This window comes from Phenylobacterium sp. (genome assembly GCF_030697305.1).
Lineage (GTDB): Bacteria > Pseudomonadota > Alphaproteobacteria > Caulobacterales > Caulobacteraceae > Phenylobacterium.
On sequence record NZ_JAUYQL010000113.1, the window covers coordinates 1 to 18,897 of the forward strand.

Genomic DNA, 18,897 nt, shown 5'->3' on the forward strand with positions numbered 1-18,897 from the left:
ACGTTGGTCGCCGAACGGCCCATGTCGAGCAGGTGGTCGACCGCCAGGATCAGCAGCAGGCCAGCTTCCGGCAAGTTGAAGTAGCTGAGGGTCGCGGCGATCACCACCAGGGACGCACGCGGTACGCCGGCCATGCCCTTCGACGTGATCATCAGCAACAGCAGCATGGTGATCTGCTGGCCGACGCTGAGTTCGACGCCGTAGACCTGGGCGATGAACAGGGTCGCGAAGGTGCAGTACATCATCGACCCGTCCAGGTTGAACGAGTAGCCGAGCGGCAGCACGAAGCTCGCCACGCGGCGTGAGACGCCCCATTTCTGCAGCTCCTCCAGCGTCCGCGGATAGGCGGCCTCGGAGGAGGCTGTGGAGAAGGCGAGCAGGGCCGGCTGACGGATCGCGGCGATCAGCTTCAGCGCGCGCGGGCCCACGATCAGCACGCTGACGCCGATCAGCAGGCCCCAGAGCAGCGCCAGCGACAGATAGAAGCCTCCGACGAACTTGGCGTAAGTCGCCAGGATCTCCAGCCCCTGGGTGGTCACCGTGGAGGCCAGCGCGGCGAAGATGGCGAACGGCGCCAGCTTCATCACATAGCCGGTCACCTTGAGCATGATCGAGGCGATCTGGTCGACCAGGGCCAGCACCGCCGGCGCCTTGTCATCGATAGCCGCCACCGCGGTGCCGACAAAGATCGAGAACACCACGATCTGCAGGATCTCGTTGTTGGCCATGGCTTCGACGATCGAGCGAGGCACCAGGTGGGTGATGAAGTCCTTGAGCGTGAACTTCGAGGCGTCGACCGCTGCGCCCGCCGTCTGGGCGTCCGGCAGGGTCAGCGAGAGGTCGGCGCCTGGGCGCAGCAGGTGCACCATCAACAGGCCGATGCTCAGCGAGACGATGGAGGCGGTGATGAACCACCCCATGGTCTTGATCCCGACACGGCCGATGGCCGCCGCGTCCTCCATGTGGGCGATGCCGGCCACAAGGGTGGCGAACACCAGCGGGGCGATGATCATCTTGATCAGCCGCAGGAAGACATCGGTGATGATCGAGAGCGTTTCGGCGAACGCCTTGCCCTGTTCGGGGGTGAGGCCCTGGTTGGCGGCCCAACCCACACCGATCCCCAGCACCATGGCGGCGATCAGCAGGTAGGTGAACAGGCGATTCATGGAGTTGTCCCCGAGTGGTCGCCGACAGTTGTGGCCGGTGTGTCACGCGTCGTCCATCCCGCCACCTCGATACCCGGTGGGATTGCGGGCTATATGGGCGCCATGACCATTGAGGCACAGGCCGCCGCCATCGTTGCGCGGCTGGACGACGAATACAGGCGATCGGTCGGGGCGTTGCGAGCCGATCTGAAGCGGTTTCTCGCTGGCGGCGGGCCGCCGGAGGCAGCCTTGCGGGCCAGCGGCGCCTATGCCTATCCGGAACTGCGTCTGAACTGGCCGGTGGGCAAACCCTATCCGCGGATCGGCCGCTCCTATGCGCGCATGGCCCGCCCGGGGCGCTACGCGGTGACCGTGACGCGGCCGGACCTGTACCGCGACTATCTGATCGAGCAGCTCACCCTGCTGATGCGGGACTTCGAGGTGGAGCTGGATGTCGGGCGATCCACCCAGGAGATCCCGTTTCCCTATGTCCTCGACGGCACCACGGACAGCACCCAGGTCGACCTGGACGCCGCCGCCATCGCGCGCTGGTTCCCGACCACGGAACTGGCCGAGATCGGCGACGAGATCGCCGACGGCCTGTGGAGCCCGGCGCTGGAGGCCCATCGCCCGCTGGCGCTGTTCGATGGCCTGCGCACCGACTTCTCCCTGGCCAGGCTCGCCCACTACACGGGCACGCCGGTGGAGCACGTCCAGCAGTTCATCCTGTTCACCAACTATCACCGCTACGTCGACGAGTTCGTCCGCTGGGGGCTGGAGCAGCTTCAGGAGGATGGTCCCTACACCGCGCTGTCGGCGGCGGGCGGAGCCTTGGTCGACGCGGGGACGCCGGATGCGGCGGGCGTCGTGGCCGCGGCGGCCTGGCGGCGTCACCAAATGCCCGCCTACCACCTGATGGCCCCGGACCGACGCGGGATCACCCTGGTCAACATCGGCGTCGGTCCGTCGAACGCCAAGACGATCACCGACCACCTGGCGGTGTTGCGCCCGCAGGCCTGGTTGATGATCGGCCATTGCGGGGGCCTGCGCGACAGCCAGACCATCGGCGACTATGTGCTGGCTCACGCCTACCTGCGCGACGACCATGTGCTGGACGACGTGTTGCCGCCGGAGGTGCCGATCCCGCCGATCGCCGAAGTCCAGGTGGCGCTGAACGCGGCAGCCGAGCAGGTGACCGGCGAGACCGGCGAAATGCTCAAGCGACGCCTACGGACCGGGACCGTGGTCACCACGGACGACCGGAACTGGGAGCTGCGCTTCTCGTCCAGCGCGCTGCGGTTCAACCAGTCGCGCGCTGTGGCCATCGACATGGAGAGCGCCACGATCGCCGCCCAAGGCTACCGGTTCCGGGTGCCGTACGGCACGCTGTTGTGCGTCTCCGACAAGCCGCTGCATGGCGAGATCAAGCTGCCAGGCCAGGCTAACGCTTTCTACGAACGCGCCATCGGTCAGCATCTGCAGATCGGCGTGGCGACCATGGACCTGCTGCGGCAGGAAGGCCCGAGACTGCATTCGCGCAAGCTGCGCAGCTTCGATGAACCTCCATTCCGATGAGCCGCCGCTTTGCGCGGCGACGGGCGAGAGCCACAAACGGATCGCGCCCGCCGCGGCTGTTAGGCCAGGGCGGGCGCTTTCAGGGACGGAACCTCTCCGACAGGTTCGTGAAAAGACACTGCGCTCGGCATCGAAGACCGGCCAATCACCTCGGTGTGAGACACGCGGACGTGTTCATGGCTCAGCTTCTAAAGGGAAATTCCTGCGTATGACGCCCCTCGACGACCGAGGCCTCACGCTTGGCGACGGCTTGTTTGAGACTGTCCTGGCGTTGGACGGGGTGCTGGTCGGCGTCGCCGCGCATCTGGATCGCATGGCGCAGGGCTGCGCGGTGCTGGGACTGCCGATGCTGGACAGGGGGCGGGCGCGGGCCGAAATGCAGGCGAGCCTGGCGGCTGTCGGATCGCACGCTCGGGTCGCCGTGCGCCTGACACTGACCGCGGGCTCAGGCGGGCGCGGACTCGACCGTCTGACGTCGCCGTCGCCGCGGCTGTTCGCCACCGCGGCTCCTGCGCCTGCGCCTGCCGGTCCAGCGCGTCTGCTGGTCAGCACGGTGCGACGCAACGCGGCTTCACCGGCGTCACGGCTGAAGTCGCTCTCCTATCTCGACAATGTGCTGGCGCGCCGCGAGGCGAACGGCAGCGGTTGCGACGAGGCTGTGATGCTCAATGCGGCGGGGGAGGTGGCCTGCGCTGCGGCGGCCAACATCTTCTGGCTGCGCGAGGGGCGCATCTTCACGCCGGCGTTGGCCTGCGGCGTGCTGGCGGGCACCATGCGCGCAAGGGTCCTGGCGGCGAGCGCCGCGGCCGGCGTCGAAGTCATCGAAACACACGGCGATCTGGCGGAGCTGGAGGCGGCTCCGGCGGCCTTCATCACCAATGCGCTGATCGGGGTGCGGCCGGTGGAGCGGATCGGCTCGATCGCGCTCAACCCCTCGGCGCTCGTGCAACGCCTGGCCGACGCCGTCGCCTGATCACGGATGAAGCGCCTAGGTGCAGTCCGCGCAGGCGATCACCTCGGTGCGGCGCGGCCGGTGGTAGTAGGTCTCGTTGAAGTGCACGACGTTCGGCAGGATCTGGTTGATGAACGAGTCGTAGTCGAACCGAAGGTCGGTCTTGACGATGCTTTCGTTGGCAGCGATCAGGCCCGCCGGGAAACCGGCGACGACCGAGTTCTTGGGCGCGAGCTTGGGCAGGGCGGCTCCGACCGAGACGCTCCACACCACGCGGGCCACGCCGCCGGCGTCGGCCTGGACATTGGTGATGCGGATGCTGAGGTCCGACGGCACGCCGGGATCGACGATCGCCGTTCCGATCTGGATGATGTCGGTGAGCGTGGCGGTGTTCACCGACGTCGACTGGGCGACGAGGTCGCCGACGATCGAGGTGGCGTGGCCGGCGCGTCGTTCGGCCATCAACACCAGAGTGAGCGCTGCGAGCCCTAAATACAGCAGCACCATGATGGGCGCGATCATCGCGAACTCGATGGCGGAGACGCCGCGTTGGTCGCGGAGCAGGCGTTTCAGGAACATTTCGAGCCTACCGGCAGGGTGCTGCTGAACGGTTCGTTGCGGAAGGCGGAGATGGAATTGATCATCCGCTTGTTCGACCCGGCGCCCATGTTCTGCAGGGCGTTGTTGAGCAGCGGCGTGAAGAGCTTCCACTGATAGCGGGTGCGGACCAGGACGATGTCGGTGGGCTCGCCCGGCGACCAGCAGTTGGCGGCCGGATCGAGCGGATTGTAGGTCACCGGGTTGAGCTGCGGGTAGTTCGCCAGATCGTTGAACGTCGCGAAGGTGCGCACGTCCAGACTGAGATCGGTGGAGCAGTTCGCCTGAAGCCACGACATTTTGGAGCAAACCAGGAGCTTGAAATCGGCTTTGGTGTTGCCGGCGCTGGTCTGGAACTCGCCCGTGCGGATCTGGCGCGAGGCCGACTCTGTAGCCGCCTCCAGGGTGGTCGAGACGATGAACACCATCGCCAGCTCGACGATGCCGAACAACAGCACCAGGAACGGGAAAGAGACCAGGGCGAACTCGACCGCGGTCGCGCCGCGCCGGGCGCGGGCGAACCGTTGGAAAAGTCGTCGTGGTTCGCGCATTCGCGGCATCACCAGCTTCGCCCCCAAGGCCTTCGCTGAGAGTATCCGCGATCCAGGCTAATCGAGGCTTAAGGGGCCGGGGCCGCCGGCGCAGGCTCTGAAGCCCCGGGCGTCGAGGCCGCGGCCGGCGGGCCCACCCGCTCGCAAAGCGAGCTGCAGGCGTAGCTGACCATCTGCGGTCCGCGGAAAATCGAGACGCTGGCTTCCGGTGCGGTGACCACCAGGTCGCGCTCCAGGATCGTGCGGCCGGCGCGATCGACGACGATCAGGTTGGTCATGCCATAGGCCTTGCCCAGGACCACGACGTTGCGCGAGTCGATCATGCTGACGTCGGCGATGCCGGGATTGCCGACGATCACGTCCCGGGCCGGCGCGCTTAGCCGGATCCTGGCGCTCTGATCGAGGCGGACGGCGAAGGTTTCCGCCAGGGCAGGCTGAGCTGCGAGGGCGGCGGCGACGGCGAGAAGGGTGAGGCGGCGCATGGGAAGCTCCGATTGTTCGGGCCAAAAAATGCGCCGCAATGGTCAACAAAGCCTGAAGCTTCAGCGCCCTTGCGCGCGCGAGAGTCTTAAATGTGAAATCGGCGATTCCGGCCCGTTTCGGCGGCGTGGTTAATCGATCCTAATAGTAAATCAAAGTAAACCATATAAATAATTTGTCGAATACTTCCAGGTTTACTCCACATTAAGCGAGCCAGGCGATAGTCGCGTCAATTCGGGGGCGAGCAGTTTCCAGCGGATGTCCTAAAGGCGTCGGTTGCTCGCTGCAGAAGGAGATCGAGCACATGTCCAAATTCGTGAAGCGTTTCATGCACGACCAGTCGGGCGCGACCGCAATCGAATATGGCCTGATCGCTGCGCTTATTGCGGTGGTGCTGATCAGTGCGCTCCAAACTCTCAGCGGGAAAATCGGCGGAACCTTCAATGCCGCCAGCGCTCAAATGCCTTAGCCACCGCTGCAAGTAACGCCGCGGCTCAATCTCTAGTCTAATCTAAAAAGGACCCCAACAATGACCAACTTCATCAAGCGTTTTTCGAACGACGAATCCGGCGCCACGGCCATCGAATACGGCCTGATCGCGGCGCTGATCGCCCTGGCTCTCGTGGCCGCTCTGAACTTCCTCGGCCCGAAGGTCGCCGGTACGTTCAACAAGGTTGGCAGCGCTATGCCGTAAGACCTGCGGGTCTTATAGACGCATCACTACAGGGGCTGCGGCGCGCGAGCGCCGCAGCTCTTTTTTTGCGTCTGTGAGACTGTCGAGCGTCTGTGCAACACTCCGTTCACCCAATCCAGAGAGCATGCCGCCGACAAAGGTGCGCACGATGCTTCCCGCTCTTCAGATGATCCTGGTGATGGTGTTCCCGGCCCTGGTGACCGTGGGCGGCCTGCGCGACCTGACGAGCTACATCATCCCGAACTGGATCTCCATCACCCTCGCCGCTGCGTTTCTGCCGGCCGCGCTGGCGCTTGGCGTGCCCTTGGGGGACATTGGCCTGCACGCGGCGGTTGGCGCGGGCGCTTTGGTGGCCGGCATGGTCATGTTCGCGCTGGGTTGGATCGGCGGCGGCGACGCCAAGCTGTTCGCTGCTGCGGGCCTGTGGCTGGGATGGCCCGCCTGCCTGATCTTCATCGCCGCCACGGCGGTCGCCGGCGGCGCCCTCGCCCTCAGCCTGCTGATGCTGCGCTCGATCTGGCTGCGACCGTTCCTGCCGGGTGGACCGGCTTGGTTCGGCCGCCTGGTGGAGCCGGGCGAAAACGTGCCCTACGGCGTCGCCATCGCTATCGGCGCGCTCGCGGCCCTGCCTTACTCGACCCTGCCAAACCTGATGGCCGTAGCTTTCTGACGCGCCTTTAGCAGGCGTTAACCATGGACCGGCCAAGGTCCATCGACCGCAGAATGTGGACATCCGAATCGCGCACGCCCTCGAAAAGACGGGACCGTCGCCAATTTCCTGCCAAGCGGGACGGAAATCGAGGTCATGGGCGCGGTCCGAATAGCCATCATCGCCATCGCCGGGATTGCGGGCGTCGCGCTCGCCTTCCTCATTCACGGCATGATGGCTCCCAAGCCAGTCGCGCCGGTCGCGGTCGCTGCTGTCTCCAAACCCATGGCCCAGGTGCTGGTCGCCAAGAAGGATCTGCCGATCGGCTGGCGCATCACGCCCGCTGATCTGAACTGGCAGGCCTGGCCGATCGAAGCGCTCAACGCGAACTTCATCACCGACGGCGCCGCGCCGACGCCGCAGCCGAAGGACGCCGCCAGCAAAGTCGCCAACACTGCGACCCGCGCCGCCACGGACCTGGTCATGGGACAGGGCCCGATGCAGGCGTTCGAAGGCGCGATCGTCAAGGAAGCCCTGATGGCCGGCGAGCCGATCACCGCACGCAAGGTCGTGCGAGCGGGCCAGAGCGGATACCTGTCCGTCGTCCTGCAGCCTGGCATGCGCGCCATGGCCATCCCGGTCACCGCCGAAACGGGCGCGGGCGGGTTCATCCTCCCTGGCGACCGCGTCGACGTCCTGCAGTCGCGGGCTCAGGACAACGGCGGCTCCAAGGCCTTCGTCACCGAGACTTTGATGCAGAACCTGCGGGTCCTGGCCATCGACCAGACCACGTCGCCGGAGGCTGACGCCAAGACCGTGGTCGGCGCCGTCGCGACCCTGGAAGTCCCGTCGTCCGACGTCGAGGTCCTGGCGCGTGGCAAGGCCCAGGGTGAGATGATCCTGGCCCTACGCTCCTACGCCGATGTCGGCGGCGCCTCGGGCCGCGGCGGGCCTGCCGCCCGCGAGCAAAGCGTCAACATCATTCGAGCCGGCAACTCCACAGAGGTCGCAGTCCGATGATCTGCAAGTTCGTCCTGCCCCTGGCGTTACTGGCGGCGGCCCTGGCGCCGATGTCGGTGTCGGCCCAGAGCGTCACCCAGAACGCCGGCCTGGCGATGTCCAGCGACGCCGCAGCGGCGTCCTCGGTGGTTCGGGTCAATCTCGCCGGCGCAGGCGCCGCCCAGTCGCTGTCGCTGCCCAAGGGCAAGTCGGCCATCGTCGAGCTGCCCACCGACGCCCGCGACGTCCTGGTCACCAATCCAACGGTCGCCGACGCGGTGCTGCGTACGCCCCGGCGGATCTATGTGATGGGCATCGCCGCCGGTCAGACCGATGCGGTGTTCTTCGACGCCGCCGGCCGGCGCATCCTGTCGCTCGACATCCGCGTCGATCAGGACACCTCGGCCACGGCTCAGACGATCAACCGGCTGCTGCCGGGCTCCGCCGTGCGCGTCGACGCCATGAACGACAGCATCATCCTATCCGGCCAGGTGCCGAGCCTCGCCGACGCCGACCGCGCCGTGCAGATCGCCCGCGCCAGCGTCGGCAAGGACGATCAAGTGGTCAACCTGCTGGGCATCGCCGGCAAGGACCAGGTGATGCTCAAGGTGCGCATGGTCGAGATGGAGCGCAGCGTCATCAAGCAACTGGGCTTCGATATCAACGCCGTGCTCAACCAGGTCGGCGAACCCCAGTTCATCTTCGGCAAGTCCGCCACCTTCGGCGTCAACGGCTCGCTGCTCGGCGGCCTGACAGGGGGTCTGAACTTCGACTCCACCAAGGGACCTGTGATGCAGCTCCCCTGCGGTTATCCGCCTCCCAACGAGGCCGAGAAGTGCGACGTCATCTCCCGTAGCGGCGGCAATTCCGACACTGCGACGGTCAAGAGCGGCCTCGCTGGCGACCCTGGCCTGAATCAGGCGACCAGCATGATCAAGGCGTTTGAGCGCGTCGGCCTGGTCCGCACGCTGGCCGAGCCGAATCTCACCGCGGTGTCGGGCGAGTCGGCCAAGTTCCTCGCCGGCGGTGAATTCCCGGTCCCGGTCGGCCAGGACAACGACGGCCGCGTGACCGTCGAGTTCAAGCCTTTCGGCGTCGGCCTCGGCTTCACCCCGGTGGTGCTGTCCGGCGGTCGGATCTCGCTGAAGATCTCCACCGAGGTCTCCGAGCTGACCGCCCAGGGCGCCTTCTCGATCGGCAACGGCACGGGTGCGCCCGGCCTGACCATCCCGGCGCTGAACGTGCGACGCGCCGAGACCATGGTCGAACTGCCATCCGGCGGCTCGATGATGATCGCGGGCCTCTTGCGCGAACAGACCCGCCAGAACCTGGATTCCCTGCCCGGGATGATGAACCTGCCGGTGCTGGGCACCCTGTTCCGCTCACGCGACTACCTGTCGGGCGAGACCGAACTGGTGATCATCGTCACCCCCTATCTGGTGGGCGCGACCAATCCCGCGGCGCTGCAGACCCCGGCCGACGGCTTCAAGATCGCCAGCGACCCGGAGACGGTCCTGCTGGGACGCATCAACCACGCCTACAAGGCCAAGCCGGCTCCGGCCGCGGCCCCCTCCTACCAAGGCCCCTACGGCTACGTGATCGAGTGAGCGCCATGACCCGCCACATCTTCCTCAACTTCGCGACCGCGGGCTTGAGCGCCTTGGTGCTCAGCGGCTGCATCAGCCCCGTTCCCGACGCGGTCGAAAACCCGCTGACGCCGACCCAGCAGTTCGAGGCCAAGGTCTCGTCCGTACCGGAGGAGGTGCGGCTGGCGATCCACGCCGGTGGGCTGTCATCGGCCCAGGCCGACGCGCTGAAGGGCCTCGTCGCCGGCTGGCGCTCGGAAGAGGGCGGCATGATCGGCATCCAGGCCCCTCATGTGGGCGTTGACGGCGCCGCGGCGTACCGCATGAGCGAAGGCGCCCGCGCCTTCCTGATCGGCCAGGGCGTGCCGGCCGATCAGATCGAACTGGTCGGCTACGACCCCAAGGGCGACCCGCGTCCGCCCCTGCTGGTCGGATACCTGAGCTATCGCACCGAAATCCCGGAGTGCGGCAAGTCCTGGCCCAGCATCACGCGGACCATCGCCAACAAGCCGACGCCGAACTTCGGTTGCTCGATCACCGCGAACATAGCGGCCCAGGTCGCAAATCCGGCGGACCTGCTCGGCCCGCGCGCCTCGGATCCGGCCGACGCCGGCCGCCGCATGGACGTGCTGACGAAGTACCGCAAGGGCGAGATCACGGCGACGAAAAAGGACGACAACGCCACCGGCGCTGTCTCGAAGGCAATCAACTAGGGCGCGATCCGATGAAGCCTCAATCCACCGCCCCCGATCCCTTCGACATGAAGTTCGAGGCGGACGACGACTTTGCGCCGACCCCGGACGAAGGCTGGCATGAAGCCGCCTTCGAAGGCGCGCCTTCGGCCCTCGATACGCCGCCGGATTCGAGCCTTGGCGACTTCGACGACCTTGAGATCATGCCCGCCATGGTCGAGGCGCCGCGGCCCAATCCGGTGCACGAGATCATCGCCGGCGCCGAGGCGATGCTGGGCGAGACGCTGGTCCCGCGGATCACCATCCACGCCTTTCTCGCCACGCCCGATGTGATCGAGGCCGCGGAAGCCGCGTCCAAAGACCGTCGCATGGAGCGCGTGGTCACCACGATCCGGCCGGGCGGCCTGCCAGGCGCGCTGCAGGCCTATCAGACCCAGACAACTCCTTCGTTGATCATCGTCGAAAGCCTGGATTCCCCGGGCGAGCTGCTCGCGGGGCTCGACCAGCTCGCCGAGGTCTGCGATCCGGGGACCAAGGTCGTGGTCATCGGCGCGGCCAACGATATCGCGCTCTACCGCGAGCTAATCCGCCGCGGCGTCAGCGAGTACCTGGTGCCGCCGCTCAACGCGCTGCAGATCGTCCGCTCGGTCTCCACCCTCTATTCGGACCCATCCGCGCCGTTCGTCGGCCGTCAGGTGGCGTTTTGCGGCGCCAAGGGCGGCTCCGGCTCCTCGACCATCGCGCACAATGTCGCCCACTCGATCACCGAGCGGCTGCAGATTGGCGCTGTCCTGGTCGACCTGGACCTCCCGTTCGGCACCGCCGGCCTCGATTTCAACCAGGACCCCCTGCAAGGCGTGGCCGATGCTCTCAGCCAGCCCGACCGGCTGGACCCGGTGCTGATGGACCGCATGATGGCGCGCTGCACCGAGCGGCTGTCGCTGTTCGCCGCGCCGGCTACGCTCGATCAGGACTACGAGATCTCCAACGAGGCCTACGACGAGGTCACCAACAAGATCCGCGGCGCCGCGCCGTTCGTGATCCTCGATTTGCCGCACGCCTGGAGCGCCTGGAAGCGCAAGATCCTCCTGTCGTCTGACGATCTGGTCATCGTGGCGACGCCGGACCTGGCCTCGCTGCGCAACGCCAAGAACATGATCGACCTGGTGCGCCGGGCGCGTCCGAACGATGCGCCGCCCCGGCTGGTCCTGAACCAGGTCGGCCTGCCCGGCCGCCCGGAGATCCCGGTCAAGGACTTCGGCGCCGCACTCGGCATCACGCCCGCCGCGGTGCTGCCGTTCGACGCCAAGCTGTTCGGCCAAGCAGCCAACAACGGTCAGATGATCGCCGAGATCGGCCCCAAGTCGAAGGCCGCCGAAGCGCTCGACAATCTGGCCCAACAGATCGGCCGGCGCGAACCGCCGGCGGTCCAGAAGGCCAGCCTGATCTCCAGCTTCTTCAAGCGTAAGTAGCCCGCATGTTCGGCAAGCGCCCTGGCGAGCCCGCCACACCGAAGGTCAAGGACGCGCCGCCGCCGGCGCCGCAGGGTGGACCTGCGATCGCCACCCGCCCGCAACGCACCGACGCGCCGCCGCCCAAGGAGCGTGCGTCAGCCGTCGCTGGTCCCAAGTCCACCTTCGCGTTCGAGCAACTGCAGTCGGCGCAGGGGCCGACGCCGATGACCAACGTCGTCCGCGAGCAGTCGGAATTCTATCACGCGACGAAGACCACGATCTTCAACGCCCTGCTGAACACCATCGACCTGTCGCAACTGGCGCAGCTCGACACCAAGGCGGCTTCGGAGGAGATCCGCGACATCGTCGCCGAACTGGTGGCGATCAAGAACGTCTCCATGTCGGTGGTCGAGCAGGATCACCTGGTCCAAGACATCATCAACGACGTCCTGGGTTACGGCCCGCTGGAACCGTTGCTGGCCCGCGACGACATCGCCGATATCATGGTCAACGGCGCCAACCGCGTGTTCATCGAAGTCAGCGGCAAGGTGCAGTTGACCAACGTGCGCTTTCGCGACAACACCCAGCTGATGAACATCTGTCAGCGGATCGTCAGCCAGGTGGGCCGGCGCGTCGACGAAAGCTCGCCGATCTGCGACGCCCGCCTGCCGGATGGCAGCCGGGTCAACGTCATTGGTCCGCCTCTGGCTCTAGACGGTCCCACGCTGACCATCCGGAAGTTCAAGAAGGACAAGCTGACGATGAAGAACCTGGTGGAGTACGAATCCATCAGTCCGGAAGGCGCGCGCGTGCTGGGCGTGCTGGGCGCCTGCCGATGCAACACCCTGATCTCCGGCGGCACCGGCTCCGGCAAGACCACGCTGCTGAATACGCTGACCGCGTTCATCGACCCGACCGAGCGGGTGGTGACCTGCGAAGACGCCGCCGAACTCCAGCTCCAGCAGCCGCACGTGGTGAGGCTCGAAACCCGCCCGGCCAATCTGGAAGGCCAGGGCCTGATCACCATGCGCGATCTGGTCAGGAACTGCCTGCGGATGCGTCCTGAGCGGATCATCGTCGGCGAAGTCCGCGGACCTGAAGCCTTCGATCTGCTGCAGGCGATGAACACCGGCCACGACGGATCCATGGGCACGCTGCACGCCAACAGCCCGCGTGAAGCCATCAGCCGTCTGGAATCAATGATCACCATGGGCGGCTACGGCCTGCCCTCGAAGACCATCCGCGAAATGATCGTTGGCTCGATCGACGTGATCATCCAGGCCGCGCGCCTGCGCGACGGTTCGCGGCGCATCACTCACATCACCGAGGTTGTGGGGCTGGAAGGCGACGTGATCATCACCCAGGACTTGTTCCTCTACGAGATCACCGGCGAGGACGCGGAAGGCCGCGTGGTCGGTCGTCATCGTTCCACCGGCATCGCACGGCCGCGCTTCTGGGATCGGGCACGCTACTACGGCCTGGAACGGGAACTGGCCGAAGCCCTCGACGCGGCGGAATAGCCATGAGCCCGATGGTCCTCACCCTGCTCGCCGCCGTCCTGTGCTTCGTCACGGTCGCCGGCTTCGGATTCGTCCTGGTCGGCGGGGACTCCGCGCAGACCCGGACGTTGAAGCGCGCGCAGACCATCGTCGGGCGCGGCGAAGCCGCCGAGGGCGGCCGTGGCCGTCGCGCCCAGGCGGGGCCAGACCAGCGCCGCCGCCAGATCCTCAAGACCCTCAAGGACCAGGATCGGCAGGCGAAGAAACTGCGGCTGACGCTCAGCTCGCGGCTTCAGCAGGCTGGGCTCAGCGGCGAGGTCAAAGGCTTCTGGATCGCCAGCGGCGTCCTCGGCTTCGTCGTAGCGATCGGGGTCATTGCGCTGGGACAGTCGCCGATCATCGCGCTGGCGCTGGGCGGCGCTGCGGCGTTCGGCCTGCCCCGCTGGGTCGTAGGCTTCCTGGGCCGTCGCCGCACGAAGGCGTTCACGGCCGCATTTCCGGACGCCATGGACATCGTCGTGCGCGGCATCCGATCGGGCTTGCCCGTGCACGACTCGCTGCGGGTCATCGGCGCGGAGACCGCCGAGCCGCTGGCCGGAGAATTCCGCCGGCTGGTGGAGAACCTCGGCATGGGGCTTTCGGTCGAGCAGGCGCTGGAGCGCATGCATGAGCGCATGCCGACGCCCGAAGTGCGGTTCTTCTCGATCGTGCTGACCATCCAGCAGAAGACCGGCGGCAACTTGGCCGAAGCCCTCGGCAACCTCTCCGGCGTGATCCGGGCGCGCAAGTTGATGCGCGAGAAGATCAAGGCGATGTCCGGCGAGGCGGTGGCCTCGGCCTGGATCATCGGCTCCCTACCGCCCGGCGTAGTCGCGCTCATCACCGCGATGAGCCCCGAGTACATGATGGTGCTGTTCACTGACCGTCGCGGCCAACTGATGCTGCTCGCCGGCATCACGTGGATGAGCATCGGCATCTTCGTGATGCGCAAGATGATCAACTTCCGCCTCTAGAACGGATCGCCGATGGACATCGTCAAGGTTCTCACCGATCCGCAGAACATCGTCTCCGCCTTGAGCGCGGTGGTGGTGTTCGCCACCATCGTGACCATCGCTCAGCCGCTGCTGATCCGCTCCACCCTGGAGACCCGGCTCAAGTCGGTTTCGACGCGGCGCGAGGAGTTGCGGCGCAAGTCGCGTGAGGCGCTGGCCAACAAGAGTTCGAACTCGCTGCGCCAGACCGACGAGGGTCTGCACAAGACCGTCGTCGAACGGCTGCAGTTATCGCGGCTGCTGGAGGATCCGCAGGTCGTCGAGAAGCTGGCCCAGGCCGGCTACCGCGGGCCGCGCCCGGTGACCATGTTCTACTTCTTCCGCTTCGTGCTGCCGTTCGTGTTCGGCGCGGCGACGGCGTTCTATCTGTTCGTGATCAACGACTTCGGCATGCCGATGTTGACCAAGATCGCGGCCTCGGTCGGTGGTCTGACGCTCGGCTACTACGCGCCCAACGTCTACATCAGCAATATCTCCCAGAAGCGGCGGGAGTCGATCGTCGGCGCCTTCCCCGACGCCCTCGACCTGCTGCTGATCTGCGTGGAAAGCGGCATGTCCATCGAAATGGCCATCCAGAAGGTGAGCCAGGAGATCGGCGGCAGCTCCATCGAGCTGGCCGAAGAACTGACCCTGCTCACCGCCGAACTGTCGTACCTGCCGGAGCGCCGCCAGGCTTACGAAGGCCTCGCGCGTCGCACCAACCACCCGGGCATCCGCTCGGTGACCACCGCGATGATCCAGGCTGAGCGCTACGGCACGCCGCTGGGCACGGCCCTGCGCGTCATGGCCAAGGAAAACCGCGACATGCGTATCGCGGGCGCAGAAAAGAAGGCCTCGCAGCTCCCCGCCAAGCTCACCGTGCCGATGATCCTGTTCTTCCTGCCAGTGCTGTTCGTGGTGATTCTCGGCCCGGCGATCATCAAGGTCAGCGACATGGTGGCGGCCAAACCGATCTAGGCGTGGCGTGGGGACGGCGCGCTGCGTCGTTCCGCCGAACCCTCAGGACCACGCTTAGGGTTGGGCGCGCAGGGCGTCCCAGGAGCGTTGCGCGGGAACGCCGCCGGCGCCGCTGACCGCGCGCAGATAGGCCAGGTTGTTCGCCACCATCTCGGGCGGAAGATCCTGGCGCGCCAGCTTCTCGGCCTCTGCGAGCCGCCCTTGCATCCCCAGCACGAGCGCCAGATTCTGGCGGATGTAGGCGTTGGCGGTGGGCTTCGACGCGGCCAGGCGCAGCATGCGTTCAGCGTCCGCCATCTGACCGTGCCCGGCTTGGTACATGGCATAGTTGGCCAGCACCGTCGGTTCGTCCGGCGCGAGCGCCATCGCCTTCTGATGCGCGACGAGAGCCTCGTCGTCGCGGCTGGCCTGCTCCAGGGCGACGGCCAGCAGCGACACCGGTCGCCAGTCCCTGGGCGCGAGCGCAGCGGCCTTCTGGGCGGGCGCAACGGCGTAGAAGCCCTGGCCTCGGCTGATATGGGCGCGGGTGACCTCGAGGAGGGCCTCGCGATTGTCCGGCTCGATGAGCAGCACCCGTTGGGCCGCCTCGACCGCCTCGTCGTACTTGCCGAGCGAACGCATGGCCCGCGCGAGGTTGACGCCTGCACCCGCGTCACGGCCATCGCGTTCGACTTCACGGGTCCAGAAGGTGGCGCGCGCCAGCGGATCTCCGCGCTGGGCCATGGCCCGTTCCTCCGCCGTGGCCTTCTGCCGCGCCGGCGCAGGGGTCTCGGTGGTCGCGGGCAGCGGTTGGACGCGTTCCTTGGCGAGCGCCAGCGGCGCCTGCGTCAACATCAGCGCGGTTGCGGCAAGGATCGACATGCGACACATGGGAAAGGGTGGCTCCTGATGTTCCGCGAGGAGCATCGGGCCGCCGCTTGAAGGAAGCGTTAAGCATAATCTTCGGGTCCGCCGCATGAACGAGTCCATCGTCGAAACCCCCGCCACGGGCGCCGTCGTCGTCCATGCATTGCAGGAAAGCGAACTGGGCGGCTTTCTCGAAGGCCGTCAGGCGTTCCTCGCCGCCTATGCGCAGACCAGCGACTTCAAGGCCAAGGCCGGCCAGATCCTGATCGCCCCGAACACCGAGGGCGCCATAGACCGGGTCCTGTTCGGTCTTGGCGGATCGGCCGACCCGATGGCGTTACGCGCCTTGGCCGCCAGGCTTCCGGCGGGCGACTACCGGCTGGCCGCGACACCGGCCGGCATGAGCGCCGATCAGGCGGCCCTGGCCTTCGCCCTCGGGGCCTATCGCTATGGGCGATACAAGCAGGGCGGCGTGGGCGACCACGCGCGGTTGTTCGTTGAGGGCGCGGACGTCGCCGAGGTGCGCCAGCAGGCTCACGCCTGCGCTCTAGCCCGCGACATGATCAACACCCCGGCCAATGACATGGGGCCGCTGCAGATCGAGACCATCGCCCGCGAAATCGCCCACCACCACGGCGCGCAGATCACCGTGATCACCGGCGAGGGGCTGCTGGAGGCCAACTATCCAGCCATCCATGCCGTGGGTCGGGCGGCCGTGGAGGCCCGTGCGCCAAGGATGATCGAGCTGCAATGGGGCGAGGCTGACAAGCCGCTGGTGGCGATCGTCGGCAAGGGCGTGGTGTTCGACACCGGCGGCCTGGACATCAAGCCTTCGGCTGGCATGCGGCTGATGAAAAAGGACATGGGCGGGGCGGCGCATGCTCTGGCGCTCGGGCGGATGATTATGGCGGCGGGTCTGCCGGTGCGGGTCGCGATCCTGGCGCCGGTGGTGGAGAACGCGATCTCCGGCGACGCCATGCGGCCGGGCGACGTGCTGAATTCGCGCAAGGGCCTGACCATCGAGGTGGGGAATACAGACGCCGAAGGGCGTTTGATTCTGGCCGACGCCCTGACGCGCGCGGGCGAGTTGTCGCCGGCTCTGACCCTTGACCTGGCGACCCTGACCGGCGCGGCGCGCGCTGCGCTGGGGCCGGAGATTCCGCCCTACTACACCGACGATGACGTGCTGGCTCAACAGATCCAGACAGCTTCGGATCAGACGGGCGACCCCTTGTGGCGGATGCCGCTATGGAAGCCCTATGCCGACGCTTTGGATTCCGACATCGCCGACATCAAGAACGATCCCGACGCCTGGGCCCAGGCCGGATCGGTGACGGCAGCGCTATTCCTGCAACGCTTCGCGCCTGCCGGACCATGGGCGCACTTCGACATCTTCGCCTGGAACGGTCGCGGGAGGCCCGGCCGCCCGGCCGGCGGCGAGGCGCAGGCTATCCGCGCCCTCTACCGCCTCGTGCGGGACCGGTTCTCGTGACCGTCGACGCGCGCTTCATCTTGCAGCGCAATGGCCGGGCGGGCCGTTCCGCCGAGGGCCTGATCAAGGCGCGGACCTATGGGGACGAGCGCGCAATGCGATGCGTCGCGCCGGCCGCCGGCATTCGCAAAACCGCCTCGGACCTGGCCGAACAGGTCGACCAACTGCTGCTCGGCGAAGACTTCGATGTCCTCGACGAAATTGACGGCTGGTGCTTTGGCCAGTCGCGCCGCGACGGCTATGTGGGCTTTGTGGAAGCCGCCGCCCTGGCGCTGCGCGGCGACCCACCCACGCATCGGGTGTCGGTGCGCAACACCTACGCCTTCCGTGAGCCGACCATCCGCGCACGTCCAAGCGGCCCGATCACCCTCAATTCGCTGCTGACGGTGACCGCGGAGGAGGGGACCTACGCCTTCGCCGAGGGCGCGGGATGGGTCCCATTACGGCACCTAGTTCCCGTCGGACGCTTCGCCGCCGATCCGGTCGCCGTGGCCGAGCAGCTCTTGGGCGCGGCATATGTGTGGGGCGGGCGCGAGGCCAGCGGCCTGGACTGCTCGGCCCTGATTCAGCACGCGCACTTCGCCTGCGGACGCAGCCTGGATCGCGACACCGACCTGCAAGCCCAGGCGGGCGAAGCGATCTCTGCAGACAGCTTAAGCCGTGGTGATCTGGTGTTCTGGCGCGGCCATGTGGCGATGCTGATGGACGCGGCGCGGATCATCCACGCCAACGCCCATCACATGGGCGTGGCCATCGAGCCCTTGGCCGAGGCTGCGGCGCGGATCAGCGCGGCGGGCGCAGGCGAGCCGACGGCGTACCGCCGACTCTAAGCGTCGACTCAGTTCGGCGCGGCGGTCTTCGCAGGAACCTGCGCAGGCGCGCCGGGGCCCTGACCGGCCGGGCCGCCCGCGCCAGCGGCGGGCGTCGCCGTCGAACCGGTGGCGGTCGGCTCACCAGCGGCGGCCGCGCCGGCGGCCGGCGCTTCAGCGCCAGCGGGCGCTGCAGGCGCCGCAGCGGCGGCCGGGTTGGGCGCCGGGAAGGGTAGGGTTCCGCCCTTGGCGTGGAGATAGGCGATCACATTGACGCGGTCTTCCGGCTTCTTCAGGCCGACGAACGTCATCTTCGTGCCGTTGATGTACTTCTGCGGCGCCTTAATGAACTCGCTCACGTGTTCGTAGTCCCAGACGGGCTGTTTGGCGCCGAAGTCCTGCAACGCTTGGGAATAGGCGAACCCGCCGTGCGTCGCGGGCTTGCGTCCGATCAGGCCCCAGAGGTCCGGCCCGGTGCCGTTCGGACCGCCCTGCTCGGCGGAATGGCAGGATTTGCACTTGGCGAACACCGCCTCGCCCGCCTTGACGTCCGCGGTAGGCAGAACCGTACCCCAGTCGATTGGCGCTTCGGCGGTCGCACCGCCGCCGGCGTCTTCCTCGACGATCTCGATGGCGTAGCCCGCTTTTTCGACGGGATGCGGCGCGAAGACGCCCGCGGACAGCTCGCGAAGACCGACTATGGCCAGGCCCGTCGCCAGCAGCGCGCCGGCGACCTTGTTGAACGTAAGGTCGCTCATAGACTTAAATTCGGCCCTCTTCACGGCCGGTCGCGTGGCCGGCAGACGTGCGGGAATCCCCGCCCCTTGTTGCGCCCGGCTCTCTTACACGCTACCGGCGCTCGCGCAAC

At 67.1% G+C, this 18,897-nt stretch carries 20 protein-coding genes; 14 read left to right on the forward strand and 6 right to left on the reverse strand.

Going from position 1 to position 18,897, the window contains the following annotated elements; translation table 11 throughout:
- Positions 1–1,166: dicarboxylate/amino acid:cation symporter (locus Q8R27_RS11730; protein ID WP_305699193.1), on the reverse strand; the 1,166-nt coding region annotated here is incomplete at its 3' end.
- Positions 1,167–1,268: 102 nt separating this feature from the next.
- Here Q8R27_RS11730 and Q8R27_RS11735 point away from each other — a divergent pair.
- Together Q8R27_RS11735 and Q8R27_RS11740 are read left to right on the forward strand one after the other, a co-directional pair.
- On the forward strand, positions 1,269–2,720 hold the full coding sequence (locus tag Q8R27_RS11735; RefSeq protein ID WP_305699194.1) for an AMP nucleosidase: 1,452 nt from the start codon (positions 1,269–1,271) through the stop codon (positions 2,718–2,720).
- A gap of 250 nt (positions 2,721–2,970) precedes the next feature.
- Positions 2,971–3,693, forward strand: coding sequence for an aminotransferase class IV (locus tag Q8R27_RS11740; RefSeq protein WP_371134691.1), 723 nt, complete (start codon positions 2,971–2,973; stop codon positions 3,691–3,693).
- 15 nt (positions 3,694–3,708) lie between these two features.
- On the opposite strand, the gene Q8R27_RS11745 is transcribed toward Q8R27_RS11740, so the two are convergent.
- From Q8R27_RS11745 to Q8R27_RS11755, 3 genes are all read right to left on the reverse strand, one after another.
- On the reverse strand, positions 3,709–4,251 hold the full coding sequence (locus Q8R27_RS11745; protein ID WP_305699196.1) for a TadE/TadG family type IV pilus assembly protein: 543 nt from the start codon (positions 4,249–4,251) through the stop codon (positions 3,709–3,711).
- Positions 4,242–4,820 (reverse strand): TadE/TadG family type IV pilus assembly protein, encoded by a 579-nt coding sequence (locus Q8R27_RS11750; RefSeq protein WP_305699197.1) that lies wholly within the window; start codon positions 4,818–4,820, stop codon positions 4,242–4,244. The genes Q8R27_RS11745 and Q8R27_RS11750 overlap by 10 nt, the downstream gene beginning before the upstream one ends.
- Before the next feature lie 68 nt (positions 4,821–4,888).
- Positions 4,889–5,302, reverse strand: a complete 414-nt coding sequence (locus Q8R27_RS11755) for a pilus assembly protein N-terminal domain-containing protein (protein WP_305699198.1) — start codon at positions 5,300–5,302, stop codon at positions 4,889–4,891.
- Positions 5,303–5,604: 302 nt separating this feature from the next.
- Between Q8R27_RS11755 and Q8R27_RS11760 the strand changes: the two genes are divergently transcribed.
- The 10 genes from Q8R27_RS11760 (at position 5,605) to Q8R27_RS11805 (ending at position 14,882) form a co-directional block, all read left to right on the forward strand.
- Positions 5,605–5,769: a Flp family type IVb pilin gene (locus Q8R27_RS11760; RefSeq protein ID WP_305699199.1), complete on the forward strand. Its 165-nt coding sequence runs from the start codon at positions 5,605–5,607 to the stop codon at positions 5,767–5,769.
- A 60-nt stretch (positions 5,770–5,829) separates the two neighbouring features.
- Positions 5,830–5,994, forward strand: coding sequence for a Flp family type IVb pilin (locus tag Q8R27_RS11765; protein ID WP_305699200.1), 165 nt, complete (start codon positions 5,830–5,832; stop codon positions 5,992–5,994).
- Between the two features lie 148 nt (positions 5,995–6,142).
- A complete protein-coding gene (locus tag Q8R27_RS11770) occupies positions 6,143–6,664 on the forward strand; it encodes a prepilin peptidase (RefSeq protein WP_305699201.1) in 522 nt (173 codons plus the stop codon).
- A 135-nt stretch (positions 6,665–6,799) separates the two neighbouring features.
- A complete protein-coding gene (cpaB, locus tag Q8R27_RS11775) occupies positions 6,800–7,663 on the forward strand; it encodes a Flp pilus assembly protein CpaB (RefSeq protein WP_305699202.1) in 864 nt (287 codons plus the stop codon).
- Positions 7,660–9,249: a type II and III secretion system protein family protein gene (locus Q8R27_RS11780; RefSeq protein ID WP_305699203.1), complete on the forward strand. Its 1,590-nt coding sequence runs from the start codon at positions 7,660–7,662 to the stop codon at positions 9,247–9,249. Before cpaB ends, Q8R27_RS11780 begins: the two co-directional genes overlap by 4 nt.
- Before the next feature lie 5 nt (positions 9,250–9,254).
- Positions 9,255–9,941, forward strand: a complete 687-nt coding sequence (locus Q8R27_RS11785; protein WP_305699204.1) for a CpaD family pilus assembly protein — start codon at positions 9,255–9,257, stop codon at positions 9,939–9,941.
- A gap of 11 nt (positions 9,942–9,952) precedes the next feature.
- Positions 9,953–11,392 (forward strand): CpaE family protein, encoded by a 1,440-nt coding sequence (locus Q8R27_RS11790; RefSeq protein WP_305699205.1) that lies wholly within the window; start codon positions 9,953–9,955, stop codon positions 11,390–11,392.
- 5 nt (positions 11,393–11,397) lie between these two features.
- Complete coding sequence (locus tag Q8R27_RS11795; RefSeq protein ID WP_305699206.1) at positions 11,398–12,894, forward strand: CpaF family protein; 1,497 nt, start codon at positions 11,398–11,400, stop codon at positions 12,892–12,894.
- An 11-nt stretch (positions 12,895–12,905) separates the two neighbouring features.
- On the forward strand, positions 12,906–13,886 hold the full coding sequence (locus Q8R27_RS11800) for a type II secretion system F family protein (protein WP_305699248.1): 981 nt from the start codon (positions 12,906–12,908) through the stop codon (positions 13,884–13,886).
- A gap of 12 nt (positions 13,887–13,898) precedes the next feature.
- The gene (locus Q8R27_RS11805) at positions 13,899–14,882 is read left to right on the forward strand and encodes a type II secretion system F family protein (protein WP_305699207.1); all 984 of its coding nucleotides are present in this window, start codon (positions 13,899–13,901) and stop codon (positions 14,880–14,882) included.
- A gap of 54 nt (positions 14,883–14,936) precedes the next feature.
- On the opposite strand, the gene Q8R27_RS11810 is transcribed toward Q8R27_RS11805, so the two are convergent.
- A complete protein-coding gene (locus Q8R27_RS11810) occupies positions 14,937–15,752 on the reverse strand; it encodes a tetratricopeptide repeat protein (RefSeq protein ID WP_305699208.1) in 816 nt (271 codons plus the stop codon).
- A gap of 85 nt (positions 15,753–15,837) precedes the next feature.
- On the opposite strand from Q8R27_RS11810, the gene Q8R27_RS11815 reads away from it, so the two are divergent.
- Together Q8R27_RS11815 and Q8R27_RS11820 are read left to right on the forward strand one after the other, a co-directional pair.
- Positions 15,838–17,220, forward strand: a complete 1,383-nt coding sequence (locus Q8R27_RS11815; RefSeq protein WP_305699209.1) for a M17 family metallopeptidase — start codon at positions 15,838–15,840, stop codon at positions 17,218–17,220.
- A complete protein-coding gene (locus Q8R27_RS11820; RefSeq protein ID WP_305699210.1) occupies positions 17,217–18,050 on the forward strand; it encodes an NlpC/P60 family protein in 834 nt (277 codons plus the stop codon). The genes Q8R27_RS11815 and Q8R27_RS11820 overlap by 4 nt, the downstream gene beginning before the upstream one ends.
- Before the next feature lie 8 nt (positions 18,051–18,058).
- On the opposite strand, the gene Q8R27_RS11825 is transcribed toward Q8R27_RS11820, so the two are convergent.
- The gene (locus Q8R27_RS11825) at positions 18,059–18,787 is read right to left on the reverse strand and encodes a cytochrome c family protein (protein ID WP_305699211.1); all 729 of its coding nucleotides are present in this window, start codon (positions 18,785–18,787) and stop codon (positions 18,059–18,061) included.
- Positions 18,788–18,897: the final 110 nt, after the last annotated feature.